At 35.5% G+C, this 15162-nt stretch carries 18 protein-coding genes; 7 read left to right on the top strand and 11 right to left on the bottom strand.

What is annotated here, in order from left to right:
• Positions 1 to 90 precede the first annotated feature (90 nt).
• Entirely contained in the window at positions 91 to 1383 is a 1293-nt protein-coding gene (locus DM800_RS03125) for a glycoside hydrolase family 18 protein (protein ID WP_046957740.1), read from the top strand.
• Positions 1384 to 1451: 68 nt separating this feature from the next.
• On the opposite strand, the gene sspN is transcribed toward DM800_RS03125, so the two are convergent.
• The 4 genes from sspN to DM800_RS03105 form a co-directional block, all read right to left on the bottom strand.
• Positions 1452 to 1586, bottom strand: coding sequence for an acid-soluble spore protein SspN (sspN, locus tag DM800_RS03120; RefSeq protein WP_000527987.1), 135 nt, complete (start codon positions 1584 to 1586; stop codon positions 1452 to 1454).
• 43 nt (positions 1587 to 1629) lie between these two features.
• Positions 1630 to 1773, bottom strand: coding sequence for an FbpB family small basic protein (locus DM800_RS03115; RefSeq protein WP_001254698.1), 144 nt, complete (start codon positions 1771 to 1773; stop codon positions 1630 to 1632).
• Between the two features lie 141 nt (positions 1774 to 1914).
• Positions 1915 to 2862: a 3'-5' exonuclease gene (locus DM800_RS03110; protein WP_088122827.1), complete on the bottom strand. Its 948-nt coding sequence runs from the start codon at positions 2860 to 2862 to the stop codon at positions 1915 to 1917.
• Positions 2863 to 2977: 115 nt separating this feature from the next.
• Positions 2978 to 3553, bottom strand: a complete 576-nt coding sequence (locus tag DM800_RS03105) for a TlpA family protein disulfide reductase (RefSeq protein ID WP_000269060.1) — start codon at positions 3551 to 3553, stop codon at positions 2978 to 2980.
• Positions 3554 to 3804: 251 nt separating this feature from the next.
• Here DM800_RS03105 and DM800_RS03100 point away from each other — a divergent pair, with 251 nt between their 5' ends.
• Positions 3805 to 4062 carry a hypothetical protein gene (locus DM800_RS03100; protein WP_046954569.1) on the top strand — a complete coding sequence of 86 codons (258 nt, stop codon included), beginning with the start codon at positions 3805 to 3807 and terminating at the stop codon, positions 4060 to 4062.
• Between the two features lie 23 nt (positions 4063 to 4085).
• Here DM800_RS03100 and DM800_RS03095 read toward each other — a convergent pair whose 3' ends face one another.
• Together DM800_RS03095 and acnA are read right to left on the bottom strand one after the other, a co-directional pair.
• Positions 4086 to 5735 (bottom strand): ABC transporter ATP-binding protein, encoded by a 1650-nt coding sequence (locus tag DM800_RS03095; protein ID WP_147786377.1) that lies wholly within the window; start codon positions 5733 to 5735, stop codon positions 4086 to 4088.
• A 116-nt stretch (positions 5736 to 5851) separates the two neighbouring features.
• On the bottom strand, positions 5852 to 8575 hold the full coding sequence (gene acnA, locus DM800_RS03090; RefSeq protein ID WP_048544062.1) for an aconitate hydratase AcnA: 2724 nt from the start codon (positions 8573 to 8575) through the stop codon (positions 5852 to 5854).
• Between the two features lie 290 nt (positions 8576 to 8865).
• Here acnA and sspO point away from each other — a divergent pair, with 290 nt between their 5' ends.
• Positions 8866 to 9015, top strand: coding sequence for an acid-soluble spore protein SspO (sspO, locus tag DM800_RS03085; protein WP_000518053.1), 150 nt, complete (start codon positions 8866 to 8868; stop codon positions 9013 to 9015).
• 40 nt (positions 9016 to 9055) lie between these two features.
• Here the strand turns inward: sspO and pdaB are convergent, their stop codons facing one another.
• Both pdaB and DM800_RS03075 read right to left on the bottom strand, forming a co-directional pair.
• A complete protein-coding gene (pdaB, locus tag DM800_RS03080) occupies positions 9056 to 9781 on the bottom strand; it encodes a polysaccharide deacetylase family sporulation protein PdaB (RefSeq protein ID WP_106383428.1) in 726 nt (241 codons plus the stop codon).
• A 45-nt stretch (positions 9782 to 9826) separates the two neighbouring features.
• Positions 9827 to 10090: a hypothetical protein gene (locus tag DM800_RS03075; RefSeq protein WP_001146292.1), complete on the bottom strand. Its 264-nt coding sequence runs from the start codon at positions 10088 to 10090 to the stop codon at positions 9827 to 9829.
• Between the two features lie 121 nt (positions 10091 to 10211).
• Between DM800_RS03075 and DM800_RS03070 the strand changes: the two genes are divergently transcribed.
• Both DM800_RS03070 and DM800_RS03065 read left to right on the top strand, forming a co-directional pair.
• Positions 10212 to 10334, top strand: coding sequence for a small acid-soluble spore protein P (locus DM800_RS03070; RefSeq protein WP_000517650.1), 123 nt, complete (start codon positions 10212 to 10214; stop codon positions 10332 to 10334).
• Positions 10335 to 10458: 124 nt separating this feature from the next.
• Positions 10459 to 10845, top strand: coding sequence for an Hsp20/alpha crystallin family protein (locus DM800_RS03065; protein WP_142334101.1), 387 nt, complete (start codon positions 10459 to 10461; stop codon positions 10843 to 10845).
• 92 nt (positions 10846 to 10937) lie between these two features.
• Here DM800_RS03065 and DM800_RS03060 read toward each other — a convergent pair whose 3' ends face one another.
• Both DM800_RS03060 and DM800_RS03055 read right to left on the bottom strand, forming a co-directional pair.
• The gene (locus DM800_RS03060; protein WP_147786376.1) at positions 10938 to 12176 is read right to left on the bottom strand and encodes an MDR family MFS transporter; all 1239 of its coding nucleotides are present in this window, start codon (positions 12174 to 12176) and stop codon (positions 10938 to 10940) included.
• A 67-nt stretch (positions 12177 to 12243) separates the two neighbouring features.
• Positions 12244 to 12651, bottom strand: a complete 408-nt coding sequence (locus DM800_RS03055) for a hypothetical protein (RefSeq protein WP_137035270.1) — start codon at positions 12649 to 12651, stop codon at positions 12244 to 12246.
• A gap of 134 nt (positions 12652 to 12785) precedes the next feature.
• On the opposite strand from DM800_RS03055, the gene DM800_RS03050 reads away from it, so the two are divergent.
• Positions 12786 to 13988 (top strand): alanyl-tRNA editing protein, encoded by a 1203-nt coding sequence (locus tag DM800_RS03050; RefSeq protein WP_147786375.1) that lies wholly within the window; start codon positions 12786 to 12788, stop codon positions 13986 to 13988.
• Positions 13989 to 14032: 44 nt separating this feature from the next.
• Here the strand turns inward: DM800_RS03050 and DM800_RS03045 are convergent, their stop codons facing one another.
• A complete protein-coding gene (locus DM800_RS03045) occupies positions 14033 to 14476 on the bottom strand; it encodes an NUDIX hydrolase (RefSeq protein ID WP_088064192.1) in 444 nt (147 codons plus the stop codon).
• Positions 14477 to 14580: 104 nt separating this feature from the next.
• On the opposite strand from DM800_RS03045, the gene DM800_RS03040 reads away from it, so the two are divergent.
• On the top strand, positions 14581 to 15162 hold the full coding sequence (locus DM800_RS03040; RefSeq protein WP_147786374.1) for a DUF6434 domain-containing protein: 582 nt from the start codon (positions 14581 to 14583) through the stop codon (positions 15160 to 15162).

Genomic DNA, 15162 nt, shown 5'->3' with positions numbered 1-15162 from the left:
CTTCTGCTACCTTGCATACATTTAATCATAATACAGTGACATCAAAAATAAAATAAAAACAGTGAATCTTTTACTGAAAGGAGCAAGCATATGATTCAAATTGTAACTGTTCGTAGCGGTGATAGCGTATATAGCTTGGCATCAAAGTACGGATCAACACCTGACGAAATAGTAAAGGACAATGGACTAAATCCAGCTGAAACACTCGTTGTAGGTCAGGCACTGATCGTTAATACGAAAGGGAATAATTATTATGTACAGCCTGGCGATAGCCTATATCGAATCTCTCAAACATATAACGTACCTCTCGCTAGTTTAGCTAAGGTTAATAACTTATCTTTAAAATCCATTCTCCATGTTGGACAGCAATTATATATACCAAAAGGGACAAAACGCGCAGTAGAATCCATCGCTTATTTACAACCTTCAACAATACCAATAAAAGAAAGTTTGGTTAACGCTACGCGTGCCATTAATCCATTTTTAACATATTTGGCTTACTTCAGTTTCGAGGCAAAAAGAGATGGTACGTTAAAAGAACCAACTGAAACAGCTAAAATCGCTAATATTGCAACGCAAGGCAAAACCATCCCGATGCTCGTTATTACAAATATTGAAAATGGAAATTTCAGTGCCGATCTGACATCGGTTATTTTACGCGATGCATCGATTCAAAACAAATTTATTACTAACATTTTACAAACAGCTGAGAAGTACGGTATGCGAGACATTCATTTTGATTTCGAGAGTATAGCACCTGAAGATCGCGAAGCGTATAATCGTTTTTTACGAAATGTAAAAACACGCTTACCTAACGGATACACATTGAGTACAACGCTTGTACCGAAAACAAGTTCAAATCAAAAGGGAAAATTTTTCGAAGCTCACGATTATAAAGCACAAGGGCAAATTGTTGATTTCGTCGTCATTATGACATATGACTGGGGTTGGCAAGGCGGGCCACCGATGGCTATTTCTCCTATCGGTCCTGTAAAAGAAGTACTTCAATATGCAAAATCTCAAATGCCTCCCCAAAAAATTATGATGGGGCAAAACTTATACGGATTCGATTGGAAACTTCCGTTCAAACAAGGCAATCCGCCTGCAAAAGCAATTAGCTCTGTCGCAGCTGTCGCACTAGCTCGTAAATACAATGTCCCCATCCGCTATGATTTCACAGCTCAAGCTCCTCATTTTAATTATTTTGATGAAAATGGTGTTCAACACGAAGTTTGGTTTGAAGATTCACGGTCTGTTCAAAGCAAATTCAATTTAATGAAAGAACAAGGTATAGGCGGTATTAGTTACTGGAAGATTGGCTTACCCTTCCCGCAAAATTGGCGTTTACTCGTTGAAAATTTTACGATTACGAAAAAGGGCTGACATAAGTCAGCCCTTTTTGACTATTAAAAATCCGTCACAAAAAGAAGAATGACAACATTCTCCCTTTTTTAACCGTTATCAACAATCGGTTGTTTGCCTGTTTGGTCTTGCATTTGCTTTCCTTTATTGCCACCAGCTTTTTTTGATTGTGTTCCAATATGATTCGGTGCAAAGTCTTTTGAATTCTTTTTCGGATTACCCATTACTATCGCCTCCTTAACACTAGTATCGTACTAGTGTTAAGAATTATTCAGCTTGCTTAAAAAGTTGCATTTCATAACGTTTTTCAATACGCTCTTCAATGCGATCGATTGCATCACGATCACTTAATAATTGTTGTTTATTTTCTTTCACAAGTTCGTCAAATGATTTACGACGACTTCTTCTCATGCTGTTCACCCTCTCTCCTTCGCATTCTTACTATACATAGTATGAGCAAATGAAAAACTCTTTAATCAGATTTGTAAGAAAATTTTATGTTTTAGTACTCCTAAAAAAACTCCGTGCACAACTTCTTGTACACGGAGTTTTTTATACCATTATATTTAAATATTCTTTTAGCTTTTCATCTGCATTCATTTCACTTTGTTTATACTCACTTAGCGCTTGCAGTACGAAATCATACTGTCCTAAAATATAACTTTCTAATTTCAGGACATCCTCTAAGCTATTAAGCATAATTCTCGTATTACCAACTTCACTTTTTAACGCGGGTTCACAATTTAAACTCGTACATATTTCTTTCACATCATCTTCTAATATCTCTGTTAATACGTATTTCTTTCGCCCTTTTACTTTTACTCTCATAACTGGATAAAAAGCTTTTATATCTAAATAGCTTCCTACATTCATACAACGAATCCATTCGATATCACGTTTATTTCGTACAAGTATCTTTTTTACTGCTTCATATACTACTGTTTCATCAAGTACTTCTGTATTCGATTTCCTGTTTGTTTCTTCTTCAATAGATGCACATTTTTGATAAACAGCTGCACAAGTAATACAATCATCAAATGCATTATGAGAACTTAAACGAATGCCAAGCATTCGCTTTAACGTTTCAAGTTTATGATTAGGTGCGTGCTTCATATATTTCTTCGCTAAAAACACAGTATCAATCACTTTATTTTGAGGTTCAGGCAGCCCAAGCATATTTACATTACTTTTTAAAAAACGCATATCAAAAGATGCATTATGAGCGACAATAACATTTGTATGTAAAAATGCTAAAAATAAAGGTAATACTTCTTCAATCGTCGGTGCATCTGAAACACGATAATTTGTAATACCTGTTAAACTCGTTATTCGGTCCGGAATTGAACGCTCTGGATTCACATAGGAAACAAATTGATCTACTAGTTCATGATTACGATATTTCACTGCTGCTACTTGAATAATTTTATCATTATAAGGGTTAAATCCTGTTGTTTCAAAATCAATTACAACATAATCTAACGGTAAGGATATATTCCCCACTCCAAACACTCCTTTACCTCTAAACGTTTATATTTCTTTTATCATAACATGCTGCTATCACTACGTGAAAAAGAAAAGGCAGAAATGGTAACTTTCCACCTCTACCTTTTCACCATTATTTTAATTTAGCAATCCGTTTCTCCATCTCTTTTTGCGTCATCGGTCCAATAAACTTATCTTGAATGACACCTTTCGTATCTATAAAATACGAAGTTGGAATCGTAATTACTTTATACGCTGTTGTCACATCAATGTTCTTGTCCAATAAAATAGGAAAAGTAATTCCTTTTTCTTTTGCAAAATTGCTTACCTTTTCTACTCCCCCGCCCTTTTCTGAAGGCGTATAATTTATTGCTAAAATTTCTACATTTTCTTTATGCTCTTTATAGAAAGCCTCCATATCCGGCATTTCTTGCTGGCAAGGTCCACACCACGTTGCCCAAAAGTTTAAAATCACTTTCTTTCCTTTCAAATCTGATAACTTTACATTCGTTCCATCTAACTTCGTTAATTCAAAGTTTGGCGCACTCTTCCCTATTTCGATACCATTACTTGCAATCATCTCTTTCATAGCAGCTTCACTTTTTTCTTGCTCCCCTTGTACCGCCTGGTCTTTTTTACCAAACTGTTCATAAGCTGCATATCCCGCTAAACAAAGTAACACTACGATAATCGTAAGCTTCCGCCACATTTTATATCACCCTAACGTATTTATCTTCTTATTAACCTAATTACCCAAATACTATATACCTTATTTTAGCTTATACGGACAAGCTTGGAAATATTCACAGTCAAAATAATTAGAATATTCTTATTTAAAGTGAAGTTTTTTCCTTTTTATCATATAATTAGAAAAACAGATGAGGTGTTTTATCTTCTTATTGACCCACTTACCTATTTACTCTCGTAGTTATACAACCTTCAACAAAAGGGGGATTGTTTATGAATTCATTCGAAAAAACAACATTATATATTCTTAGTTTTCTTTTATACCCAATCGGCATTATTACATGGATCATTTCACTCTTTAGTAAAGATCTTGAAAAAAAGAAAGTAGGGCGTATTTGTCTCTACGTCTCTCTAGTCTCATTCGTCCTTTTCTTAATTCTCGGAATTGCAACTTTCCTTATGACTGCTACTTTTAACGTTGATCTGAATCACTCCGAATCTATCGAGTATCAAATAAATGATGCTGAATAAAGATAAGAGCAGTGCTCTTATCTTTATTCATATCTCTGTAAAAACGAATGACTATTTATTAATTTTTCAGGACTTCCACATGCAACAATACTTCCTTCTCTCATTATAACAACACGATCTGCTAGTATCGCTTTCTCTACATCATGTGTTGCCACAATTCTCGTGACCCCTCTTCCTAATCCTTCTATCATATTCCAAACAGTTTCTTGATTGCCCGGATCTAATCCCGCAGTCGGTTCATCTAAAATAATAAGATTCGGATTTGAACCAATAGCGCGTAATAATGCAAGACGTTTCCTTTCTCCTCCCGAAAACTCTTCCCCGCTTTTATGTAGTACAGTTTCAATCCCCCTAGGTAAATCACTAATAATCGGTTTCACATTTACAAGTTCCATATTTTTTTCTAACTGATTTTCTAGATACTTTCCCCCGAAATACATATTCTCTTTTACTGTCGTCCGAAAGAAACGAGGTTCTTGCCACACTGTCGTCATACGAGCCTCATTACCAAAATAAACAACGCTACCGTTAGATGGTTTATACAACCCTATCATTAATTTTAAAAGTGTCGTCTTTCCTGCACCACTTTCTCCTACAATCATAACGAGTTCACCAGGATTAATTTGCAAATCAATATTATGAATTCTGCATTTCTCTTCATTACTCTCCTGAAATGAAACATTTGTTACCGTCATCCCCATCGCTCTTTCTACCTTACTATTTGCCACTCGTTTATCTAAAAAGGAAAAAACTCTATTTGCCGAAGCGACTGCAACTTGTGTCATCATTAATAAATCGCCAACGTAGCGGACTGGAAAAAAGAGCATTTCAATTGTGGCTAACACGGCAACAATTGAACCAACTTCCATTTCCCCCTTCATTATTTTCTGCGCGCCTATAATGAGAACAACGATATATGCCCCTGTTTCAATCACGGTTCCAACTACTCCAATGCAATGTTGCATCATCGTCTTCTTTACTTCTGTTTTATAAGATTGTGCCGTTACTCCCTTAAATAAGCAAATGGCCCATTTTTCTTTTTGCAAACTACGTAAATCTTGTGCTCCTTTTACAAACTGTGACACCATCTCTACAACACTTGATTGATTTCTTTGAGCAATGCTGGCGATATTTCTTACCTTTTTCCCCATCAACATCGGAACCGTTGCACTTAAAAATAAAAACGGAGCTACCCACAATATGAACTTTATATCTATATGTTGTAGTGCTATGATTGCGCCAATAAATTGGGCAATAGCGTGTATATATTCTATTAATATAGATCCATATAATCTGACCCAGTTCGGAATATCAGACACAACTAATGTCTCTAACTCTCCTCCCTTAATCTTCTCACTCTCTTCAAACGGTAATGAGAAGAAATGACGCAATACATCTATACGCTTCTCTCGTAATATTCGCTGACTCGCTTTTGAACTTACATAATCAAATGAAAGATTGTTCACCCACATCAACAAGCGGCTAGCTGCAAACAAAGTAATGTAAAGATACACCTCCTTTAACTCTCGTTGAATAAGGTTATCTACAATTAATCCCATGAATAGTGGACGAGATAAATTTAAAATAGCAGCAAAGCATCCACTACATACAGCTGCTATTACTAATAATTTTTCTTTCTGTAACGGTAACAATATTCTTTTATATTCTTTCATGATGTTCCCTCCATTATTATAGTAAAAAGAAAGGGATGAAACCAAATGGTTTCATCCCTTTCCATAAAATAAGGAAGCTAACAGTTGTTAGCTTCCTTATCGTTCATTTCAATTATTTAGTTCGACACTTTAGACTCTTCAATTTTCTCACGAAGAACCATTTGCAGAATACCACCGTGACGGTAGTAGTCAATTTCTACTTCACTATCGAAACGAGCTACTACTTCAAATTGTTTTTCGTTGCCATCTGCATCAGTTGCAACTACTTTTACAAGATCGCGTGGTCTAACTGTTTTGTCAATTTGAATTTCAAATGACTCGTTACCAACAAGACCTAACGTTTCAGCGCTTTCGCCATCTTTAAATTGAAGTGGTAATACACCCATTAATACTAAGTTACTACGGTGAATACGTTCGAAGCTTTCTGCGATTACCGCTTTAATACCTAATAAGTTTGTACCTTTCGCAGCCCAGTCACGAGAACTTCCCATACCGTAATCTTTACCAGCAATAACTAGAAGGCCTGTGCCATCTTCTTTATATTTCATAGCAGCATCATAGATTGATGTTACTTCACCAGTTGGCCAATATGTTGTGTATCCACCTTCTGTTCCTGGTGCGATTTGGTTTTTAATACGGATGTTCGCGAATGTACCACGCATCATAACTTCGTGGTTACCACGACGAGAACCGTAAGAGTTAAAGTCAACAGGTTGTACGCCGTTTTCTAATAAGTAGCGTCCTGCTGGTGTATGCTTACCAATTGAACCTGCTGGTGAAATATGGTCTGTCGTTACAGAGTCTCCAAATTTACCAACTATGCGTAAATCTGATAACGTTTCAACTTCACCTGGCTCTTTAGATAATCCTTCAAAGAACGGTGGGTTTTGAATATAAGTTGAATCATTATCCCAAGTATATAAAGCTTCATTTGAAGTTTGGATTTCATTCCAGCGCTCATTGCTGTTAAATACTTGTGCATATTCTTTCTTGAACAGTTCAGATGTAACAACGTTTTGAACTACATCTTCAATTTCTTTAGCTGATGGCCAAATGTCGTTGAAGTAAACAGCATTGCCATTTGCATCTTTACCGATTGCATCATTTTTCAGGTCAATATCAACAGTACCTGCAAGTGCATATGCCACAACAAGTGGTGGTGATGCTAAGTAGTTTGCTTTTACAAGTGGATGAATACGACCTTCAAAGTTACGGTTACCAGATAAAACAGATGTTACTAATAAATCGTTTGCTGCGATTGCTTCTTCTAACTCCTCTGCTAACGGACCAGAGTTACCGATACAAGTCGTACAACCGTAACCAACTGTTTGGAAACCTAATTGATCTAAATATGTTGTTAAACCTGATTTATCTAAGTATTCAGTAACAACTTTAGACCCTGGTGCTAATGATGTTTTTACGTACTCAGGTACTACAAGCCCTTTTTCAATTGCTTTCTTCGCAACTAGACCTGCCCCAATTAATACGTATGGGTTTGATGTATTTGTACAGCTTGTAATTGCAGCGATTGCAATTGCACCTGTTTTCATCGTTACTTCTTTATCTTCTAATGTAACCTTCACTTCTTTATCGAACTCTTGCTCATTAAATCCAAGTCCTTGTGTTCCAACTGGTGCTACAACAGCTTTATGGAACGCATCTTTCATATCTGAAAGTGGAATTAAATCTTGTGGGCGTTTCGGTCCAGAAAGGTTAGATTCGATTGTATTTAAATCAATTTCAACAAGATCAGTGTAAATTGGATCTTTGCTGTCTGCTGTATAGAATAAACCATTTGCTTTACAGTATTCTTCAACAATGCGAATTTGCTCTTCATCTCTACCTGTTAAACGTAAGTATTCTAATGAAATATCGTCAATTGGGAAGAATCCACAAGTTGCACCGTATTCTGGTGCCATGTTTGAAATTGTTGCACGGTCAGCTAAAGGCATGCTCTTTAGTCCATTACCGAAGAACTCAACGAATTTACCAACTACACCTTTTTGACGTAATACTTGTGTTACTTTTAATGCAACATCAGTTGCTGTAGTACCACTTGGAAGTGTACCAGTTAATTTCACACCGATTACTTCAGGTACTGGGAAGTATGAAGGCTGTCCAAGCATTCCTGCTTCTGCTTCAATACCACCAACGCCCCATCCAAGAACGCCGATACCGTTAATCATTGTTGTATGTGAGTCTGTTCCAACTAATGAATCTGGGTATGCAACTAAGTCACCTTCAGCATTTTTCACAGCATGAACAACTGGTGCTAAATATTCAAGGTTTACTTGGTGTACAATACCTGTAGCTGGTGGCACTGCGCGATAGTTATCAAATGATTTTTGTGCCCAGCTTAAAAATTTATAACGTTCTTCATTACGTTTAAACTCTAAGTCCATGTTGAATGCAAGCGCGTCTGCCGTACCCGCTCTATCAACCTGTACAGAGTGGTCAATTACAAGGTCTACAGTAATTTCTGGATTAATTTTATCAGGATCCCCGCCCATATCTGCCATTGCTTTACGAAGCGAAGCCAAATCTACAACAGCTGGTACACCAGTGAAATCTTGTAAAATTACACGAGATGGTTTAAATGGAACATCGATATCTTGCACATCTTTCGTTCCCCATTTCGCTAAATTTGTAACATGCTCTTCTGTAATTACACGTCCGTCTACTTGACGAAGTACTGATTCAAGTAAAACTTTCACGGAATATGGTAATTGAGATACGTTGCCAACCCCTGCGTTTTCAAGCGCTTTCAAATCATAATAATGATACGTTTTTCCATCTAATTCAAAAGTTGCACGTGATTGAAATGGATTATGTTTGACCATTATGTTTCCCCCCTGTTAAACGTGACTAAGTTGTCTGAATATAAAATGTAGACAAACTTTTCAATACCTTACGATAATATCTTATTACAACTTTCTAAATAAGTAAATAATAAGAAACTTATAGATTATCATAAGTTTTCTTTATGTTCCTAAATTTGAATAGTGTTCACGCTCCTTATGAATACTATTACCATAAAGTAAAGTGCTCTATTAGTGCTTTACTTACAGTTCATACATACTATGAACTGCTCATCATTCAACATACAAAAAAGTTATAGAGGTGAAATAAAATGGGTAAAAGAAAAGCAAATCATACTATTTCAGGAATGAATGCGGCATCTGCACAAGGACAAGGTGCTGGTTATAATGAAGAATTTGCAAACGAGCCTTTAACTCCAGCAGAGCGACAAAATAATAAAAAACGTAAAAAGAACCAGTAACGAAAAATCCCAAAAGGTCCATTTCCTTTTGGGATTTTTTCTAATGTTTATAACGTAGTAATTCTGAAACCGTTACAAATCGATATCCTTGTTTTTTCAGCTCAGGTAAAATTTTTGCTAATGCTGCTACTGTTTGACTACGATCATTTCCTCCATCATGTAACAATACGATATCTCCACTTTTAGCATTTTTTACTACATGATTTACAATGGATTCAACCCCTGGATTTGCCCAATCACGCGGGTCTTGATGCCACGACCATAGAACAGTTTGATAACCTGCTTCTTTCGCTGTTTTAAATACAGCATCGTTAATATATCCGCCAGGTGGACGGAATAGTAAAGGTTCTTTCACCCATTTTTCGAAAAATTTCTTTCCATCTAAAATATCATTTTCTAATTTTTCATCCGATGAATTACTCGCATATAAATGATTCATCGTATGATTTCCAATTTCATGTCCCTCTTTTAACACTTGTTTCACTAAATATGGATTACGCTGAACTCGAAATCCAATCATAAAAAATGTTGCTTCTGCTTTATATTGACGTAATAAATGTAAAACTTGCGGTGTATAAGTTGGATCTGGGCCATCATCAAATGTAATGGCAATAATCTTTTCATTATTAGGTACTTCCCACGTTACATAGCCAGTTGGTTCTAGCTCTTTTCTGAGCAACATTTTCGCTTCCACTTTTTCCACTTGAAATATATGTACTGCGCATAATAAAGAAAAAACCACTAAAAAAATTTTCTGTTTTAGCATAATGTTCATTAAAGTAGGAGGTTGTCGAATACACAACAACCTCATTTACTTTTCTAATTGATCTACATTTCGCATAATGTTTTGGAGATTATTTTCGTATTGCTCAAGTTGTGGACGTTGTGTTTCTGAAGCTACTTCTAACGCATTTTGAATCTGTTCATACGCTTCCTGAACCTCTTGGCGTAATTCTTTTAGATCATGACCGTAGTTTGGATCATTTTTCACAATGTTATTAAATGCATGTTCTGCTTGTGTAACTCCTTGCTGCGCTGCTTGAAAAGCTTGTTGTTTATCTTTATGATATGGCATTATATAATCCCCTTTCCATAATAGTTAGTCCCATTTATCTTTACCTTTTTTTCTAAAAACATTCTCGTATAAATTTGCAAACTTCTCTCATTCTAAAGAGAAAGAGGAGGTGTCACATACAATGGGAAAAAACAATCGTGAAGCGAAAGAAAAAAAGGGACAACCTGAACCATTAAGCGGATCTCATAAAGTAAAAAACCGTAACCATTCACGCCAAAAAAATCATGCACATCATGATATGTAAAACAAAAGGCTCACACTAGCTACCTTTGCCACATACAATGTTTATATTTTTCCATTTATTCTTCACCCCTACTTCATTCATGCATAACATAGTATGAATTGAGATTTTACGGAGGGTGTCTTACATGGGCAAGAAAAAGAAGGATTGTCTTTTTCATGTTGATGGTTTCGAAGAATGGATGGATCAATTTTGTTCTGATTCTTGTAGTAACTTTAGTTTCCCAAATCAAATTCATATTGACCTTTGTGAAACTGAACAAGAATACATTTTGGAAACAGATGTACCAAATGTATCCGAACAAAATGTAGTTATTAAAAAGATGGAGACAGGCCTAAATATTTGCATACTTCATAAAAATATTTCTTTGCAGCGGATCATCCCTTTACCCACTACTATTATTTATAAAAAGATGCTAGCCTGCTTAGAGAATGGATATTTAGCCATTCATATTTCCAAAAATGAAGTTGCTAATAAACATGAAGAAAAAGTTCTTTTTCAAATTGAGAATTAAAATAAAGTAAAGCTTTAATCAATGGGTTCTTACTGCCCGCAAATAGCGGGATAAATACAAAAATAAGCCCCAGTCATCTGCTGGGGCTTATTTTATTTCGCATCTAATTCTAAATTACAATTTCTATCATATCTTTTTTTCAATAAACCTTTTGTAGCTACAAGTACAGGAAATGCTACAGTTGAAAATATAGCTAGTGCTGAAAATACTACAAACCCATTTTGATACCCGTAGTAATCGAGAAGCACTCCTCCAAACCATGGACCAATTACTGCTCCAATCCCTGAAAATCCCATTGCTCCAAAATATGTTCCTTTTAAATGTGAAACAGCTATATCATCAATAAATACATCCGTCATGGAAAACATTAAAACTTCTCCAACTGTAAAAATAATTGTACAAATAGCAGCACCTAGCATAGATTCTGCTATTCCAAATCCAAACAACCCCCCGCTCACAAATAAAGTTCCAACCATAATTGATGTTAACGGTGTATACTTTTTACATATTTGAATAACAGGGTATTGAATTACGACTACAACAATCGCATTTAAAGCTAACATATACGAAAATAATTTCACTCCATCCTGAAATATATGTGCATTTGCAAAATATTGAGATACTGTTGTCGTTAAGTGTGAAAAGCCACAATTACTCAAAATAATACCGACTAAGGCAACTAAAAATACGACATCCTTTCGCAATATACGAACTGCATTTAACATTGTGACAGGCTTTTCTGTATTTACTTTCTTTTTTTCAATTGGATACTTCTTAAATTGGAATGCTAATATAGCTGTATATAGAATATATACTCCAGCTGCTACTAAAAAAGGAATTGTAGATTTTGCACTTCCAATCTGTAATCCGACAAGTGGGCCAATCGCTACTCCAACATTGATTGCACCGTAACGCAAATTATATACGAGTAAACGATACTCTGGTTTCGTTAAATCTGATAATAATGCTCTTGACGTCGGCTCAAAAAAAGACCGACATAATCCATTCAAAGCATTTAATAAAAAGAAACTTAGAACATGATTTGCAAATGAAAAACCTATAAATACAAACACCCAAACGATCATGGACCATATTATAATCATGTTTCGGCCGAATCGATCCGATAAATTCCCTCCGATAAAACTAGCAAACACTCCAACAAGTGCACTCGTTCCGATAATAGCACCCGTCATTCCAGCTGATACACCTTTAACAGTCGTTAAATAAATTGCTAAAAAAGGAATACTCATTGACGTGGCGAACCTCGCAAATAAAGTCCCTATTATAATTGTCATTCCTAACGGATGAATATTTTGTAACTTCCCTTTCATCGTTAAACCTACTCTCCCTGTTCTTACAAAAAAAAAGAAAGCAAAGGATCTGCTTTCTTTTCCCTTTTTATACTTGAGCTGTTGATACCCGAGCTGTTCTCGTTATTTCCATATCTATGCCATATGTAAACTGTAATTCTTTACAAACATCTTTAATTAAAATTACGACATTATACTTCTCATTAAATTGTAAAACGATATTTTCTACTTCTTCATATGTATACTTATACTCCCCTGTAATGACACTTTTTAAATCAAAGCATTCATTTATACAAAGTTGCACAAGCAGCTGATCATATTTCTCTATTACATCTTCTTTCTTCCACAGTACCTCTTTTACATATAACCGATCAAACTTCACACTTTCTCGATTACAATCCGTTAAAATCCGGGTCATTTCATTTAATTCTCGATACAATTCAGAAATATTTTTGCTTAAACTAAGCAGTTTATCTACGCCGTTTTCATATAACATATTCATTCCACCCCCGCATTTTCTTCTTATTATAGCAAGAAAATTCTAAAAATAGTTTCTTTCTTCTGAAATATTAGGAAACTAATTTCGATTGCTTTACAATGAAACTAGTGAACAGGAAAGGGGAAAGAAAATTGGAGCAAAAATTATATTACACTGACGCTTATAAAAAAGACTTTACTACGAAAGTCATAAAGCAAGATTATGATAAAGACGGTAACTTATACGTTGTTTTAAATGAAACAGCATTTTATCCGACAGGTGGCGGGCAGCCCCATGATACTGGAACTTTAAATGGAATTGCTGTACTCGATGTTGAAGAAGTCAATGACGAAATCCGCCACTTCATTACCGAACAATTACATACAGAAGAAGTAGAAGGTAAAATTAATTGGGAGCGCCGTTTTGACCATATGCAGCAACATGCGGCTCAACACATTTTATCTGCTGCTTTTTGGGACCATTTTAACATACCTACGATTGGATTCCACCTTGGTAAAGAAACGGTAACAATTGATTTAGAAACAGAAAATCTTCATGCAGAAATAGTTGAAAAGGCGATAAAAATTGCAAACAAAATTGTTTTTGAAAACCATCCAATCCGTACCCTGTGGATGAATTTAGAAGAAGCGAAAACGTTACCTCTTCGTAAAGAACCGACTATAACAGAAAATATACGTGTTGTTATAATTGAAAACTTCGACTACAACGGCTGTGGCGGAACGCATCCGAAACGTACAGGTGAAGTAGGTCCTATTCAAGTACTAGGATGGGAGCGCAATAAAGGCGGCATACGATTCACGTTTATAGCTGGCTGGCGCACACTACAACTTATGGGGCAACAGCAACAAATTATGAAGGATGTTTCTAAACAATTAAACAGTAGCGAGAGTGATATTCCAGCAAAAGTAGCACAACTGCTTACTTCTCAAAAAGAAAACGAAAAAGCAATACAAACAATGAATGAAAAATTATTATTTGTAGAGGCAAATGAACTACTTCAACAGCCTACGGAAATACATGCTGGCATACTTATTTCTAAAGTATTTACAAATCGCTCTATGCAAGAAATCGCAAAACTTTCTGCCATTATTACAGAACAACAAGAGCATGCCATTACATATTTCGTTATTGAAAATGAAGACAAATTACAATGTATCCTTGCTTGCGGAAAAACAGTCACGCTCGATATGAATGCTCTTTTAAAAGAGGCACTTCCTACAATTGAAGGAAAAGGTGGCGGAAATAAAAAGAGTGCTCGCGGCGGCGGAAAAGCGGTTATGACCGGGGACGAATTTTTAAATCAACTTGTTTCTTCTTTACAGTCAGAAGTGTAAAACATGTTTATGAAGGATAGCTAACTGCTATCCTTCAACTATATTTACAAGCCTATATTTTGTTTCAAGCCTTGATAACTCCCTGCACTTGCAAAACCTTCACTTATAAGAGTTATAAAAGTTTCCGAAAAACCATATTGACTTAAATCTTTAATCGGTACCATTTGCACATCTTGAATTGGATTATGATCAAACTCATTAGAAGGTAGCGTAATTTCACCTTCAATCCTTTCAAGCAGAAACGTAATATGTAATAAAGATGGACTAGCATCTGGTTTATCACAAACATAGAGTAGCTTCTTAATTTTAACTTCTAATCCTGTTTCTTCTCTCATTTCTCGAATCATCGCTTCTTCTAACGTTTCACCATTCTCTACCCTTCCCCCAGGTAAAGACCAATTGCGATTAGCAACTTTTTGCTTTACTAGCAATACTTTTTCATCTTCAATTAAAATTCCCGTAACACGAACTTGCATTACACTTTCCATATGTAATCTCCTCTTCCCGTTATATTTACAAATTAATCCTTCCACAAAAAGAACATACGTTTTATAATTAAAGGAAATTATGGAAGAAAGAAGTTGTTACATCTATGCGTCCACCTTTAACAAAGTCTATATCACTTGAAGATTTCCAAAACTTTTATTGGTTAAAAGCAGAACTCCAAACATTTTGTCGTGAGCATGGCTTGCCAGCTAGTGGCTCTAAGATTGAAATAACCGAGCGTATCTCACATTATTTACATACTGGTAAAATATTAAAAAACAACTCTCGTCAAAAGGTGAGTAAAGCTTCCCTCTCTTATAAAGAACTTTCTCTTCAAACGATTATTACTAACAATCACCGCTGCAGCGAAGAAGTTCGTGCTTTTTTCAAAGAAAAAATCGGAGCAAACTTCCGCTTTACAGTAGCTCTTCAAAAGTTTTTTAAAGAGAATGTCGGAAAAACATATGAAGACGCGCTAACGTTTTGGTATGAAGAAAACGAACGAAAAAAAGATCCTACATACAAAACAACTATTAGCGCGCAGTTTGAATACAATCGTTTCACTCACGACTTTTTCGAAAATCCAAATAACAAAGGGAAATCAAAAGCTGATGCTATCGCTGCTTGGAATGAAATAAAAGCAAAACCTGGTAGCAATGCTTATGTTCCTCAAAAAGTAGAAAACTAG

The organism is Bacillus sp. AY18-3, from assembly GCF_008042305.1.
In the GTDB taxonomy this organism is placed as follows: Bacteria; Bacillota; Bacilli; order Bacillales; family Bacillaceae_G; genus Bacillus_A; species Bacillus_A wiedmannii.
Note: the sequence above shows the minus strand (reverse complement) of the source record. Positions and strands in the feature narration are given on the sequence as shown.

What these genes read in the sequence shown, in the direction of transcription:
- DM800_RS03125 (WP_046957740.1), top strand. Translation starts at nt 91, where the DNA reads ATGATTCAAATTGTAACTGTTCGTAGCGGTGATAGCGTATATAGCTTG.
- DM800_RS03045 (WP_088064192.1), bottom strand. Translation starts at nt 14,476, where the DNA reads ATGGAAAGTGTAATGCAAGTTCGTGTTACGGGAATTTTAATTGAAGAT.
- DM800_RS03055 (WP_137035270.1), bottom strand. Translation starts at nt 12,651, where the DNA reads ATGTTATATGAAAACGGCGTAGATAAACTGCTTAGTTTAAGCAAAAAT.
- DM800_RS03100 (WP_046954569.1), top strand. Translation starts at nt 3,805, where the DNA reads ATGAATTCATTCGAAAAAACAACATTATATATTCTTAGTTTTCTTTTA.
- DM800_RS03060 (WP_147786376.1), bottom strand. Translation starts at nt 12,176, where the DNA reads ATGAAAGGGAAGTTACAAAATATTCATCCGTTAGGAATGACAATTATA.
- sspO (WP_000518053.1), top strand. Translation starts at nt 8,866, where the DNA reads ATGGGTAAAAGAAAAGCAAATCATACTATTTCAGGAATGAATGCGGCA.
- DM800_RS03040 (WP_147786374.1), top strand. Translation starts at nt 14,581, where the DNA reads ATGCGTCCACCTTTAACAAAGTCTATATCACTTGAAGATTTCCAAAAC.
- DM800_RS03075 (WP_001146292.1), bottom strand. Translation starts at nt 10,090, where the DNA reads ATGCCATATCATAAAGATAAACAACAAGCTTTTCAAGCAGCGCAGCAA.
- acnA (WP_048544062.1), bottom strand. Translation starts at nt 8,575, where the DNA reads ATGGTCAAACATAATCCATTTCAATCACGTGCAACTTTTGAATTAGAT.
- DM800_RS03070 (WP_000517650.1), top strand. Translation starts at nt 10,212, where the DNA reads ATGGGAAAAAACAATCGTGAAGCGAAAGAAAAAAAGGGACAACCTGAA.
- DM800_RS03105 (WP_000269060.1), bottom strand. Translation starts at nt 3,553, where the DNA reads ATGTGGCGGAAGCTTACGATTATCGTAGTGTTACTTTGTTTAGCGGGA.
- sspN (WP_000527987.1), bottom strand. Translation starts at nt 1,586, where the DNA reads ATGGGTAATCCGAAAAAGAATTCAAAAGACTTTGCACCGAATCATATT.
- DM800_RS03115 (WP_001254698.1), bottom strand. Translation starts at nt 1,773, where the DNA reads ATGAGAAGAAGTCGTCGTAAATCATTTGACGAACTTGTGAAAGAAAAT.
- DM800_RS03065 (WP_142334101.1), top strand. Translation starts at nt 10,459, where the DNA reads ATGGGCAAGAAAAAGAAGGATTGTCTTTTTCATGTTGATGGTTTCGAA.
- DM800_RS03095 (WP_147786377.1), bottom strand. Translation starts at nt 5,735, where the DNA reads ATGAAAGAATATAAAAGAATATTGTTACCGTTACAGAAAGAAAAATTA.
- pdaB (WP_106383428.1), bottom strand. Translation starts at nt 9,781, where the DNA reads ATGCTAAAACAGAAAATTTTTTTAGTGGTTTTTTCTTTATTATGCGCA.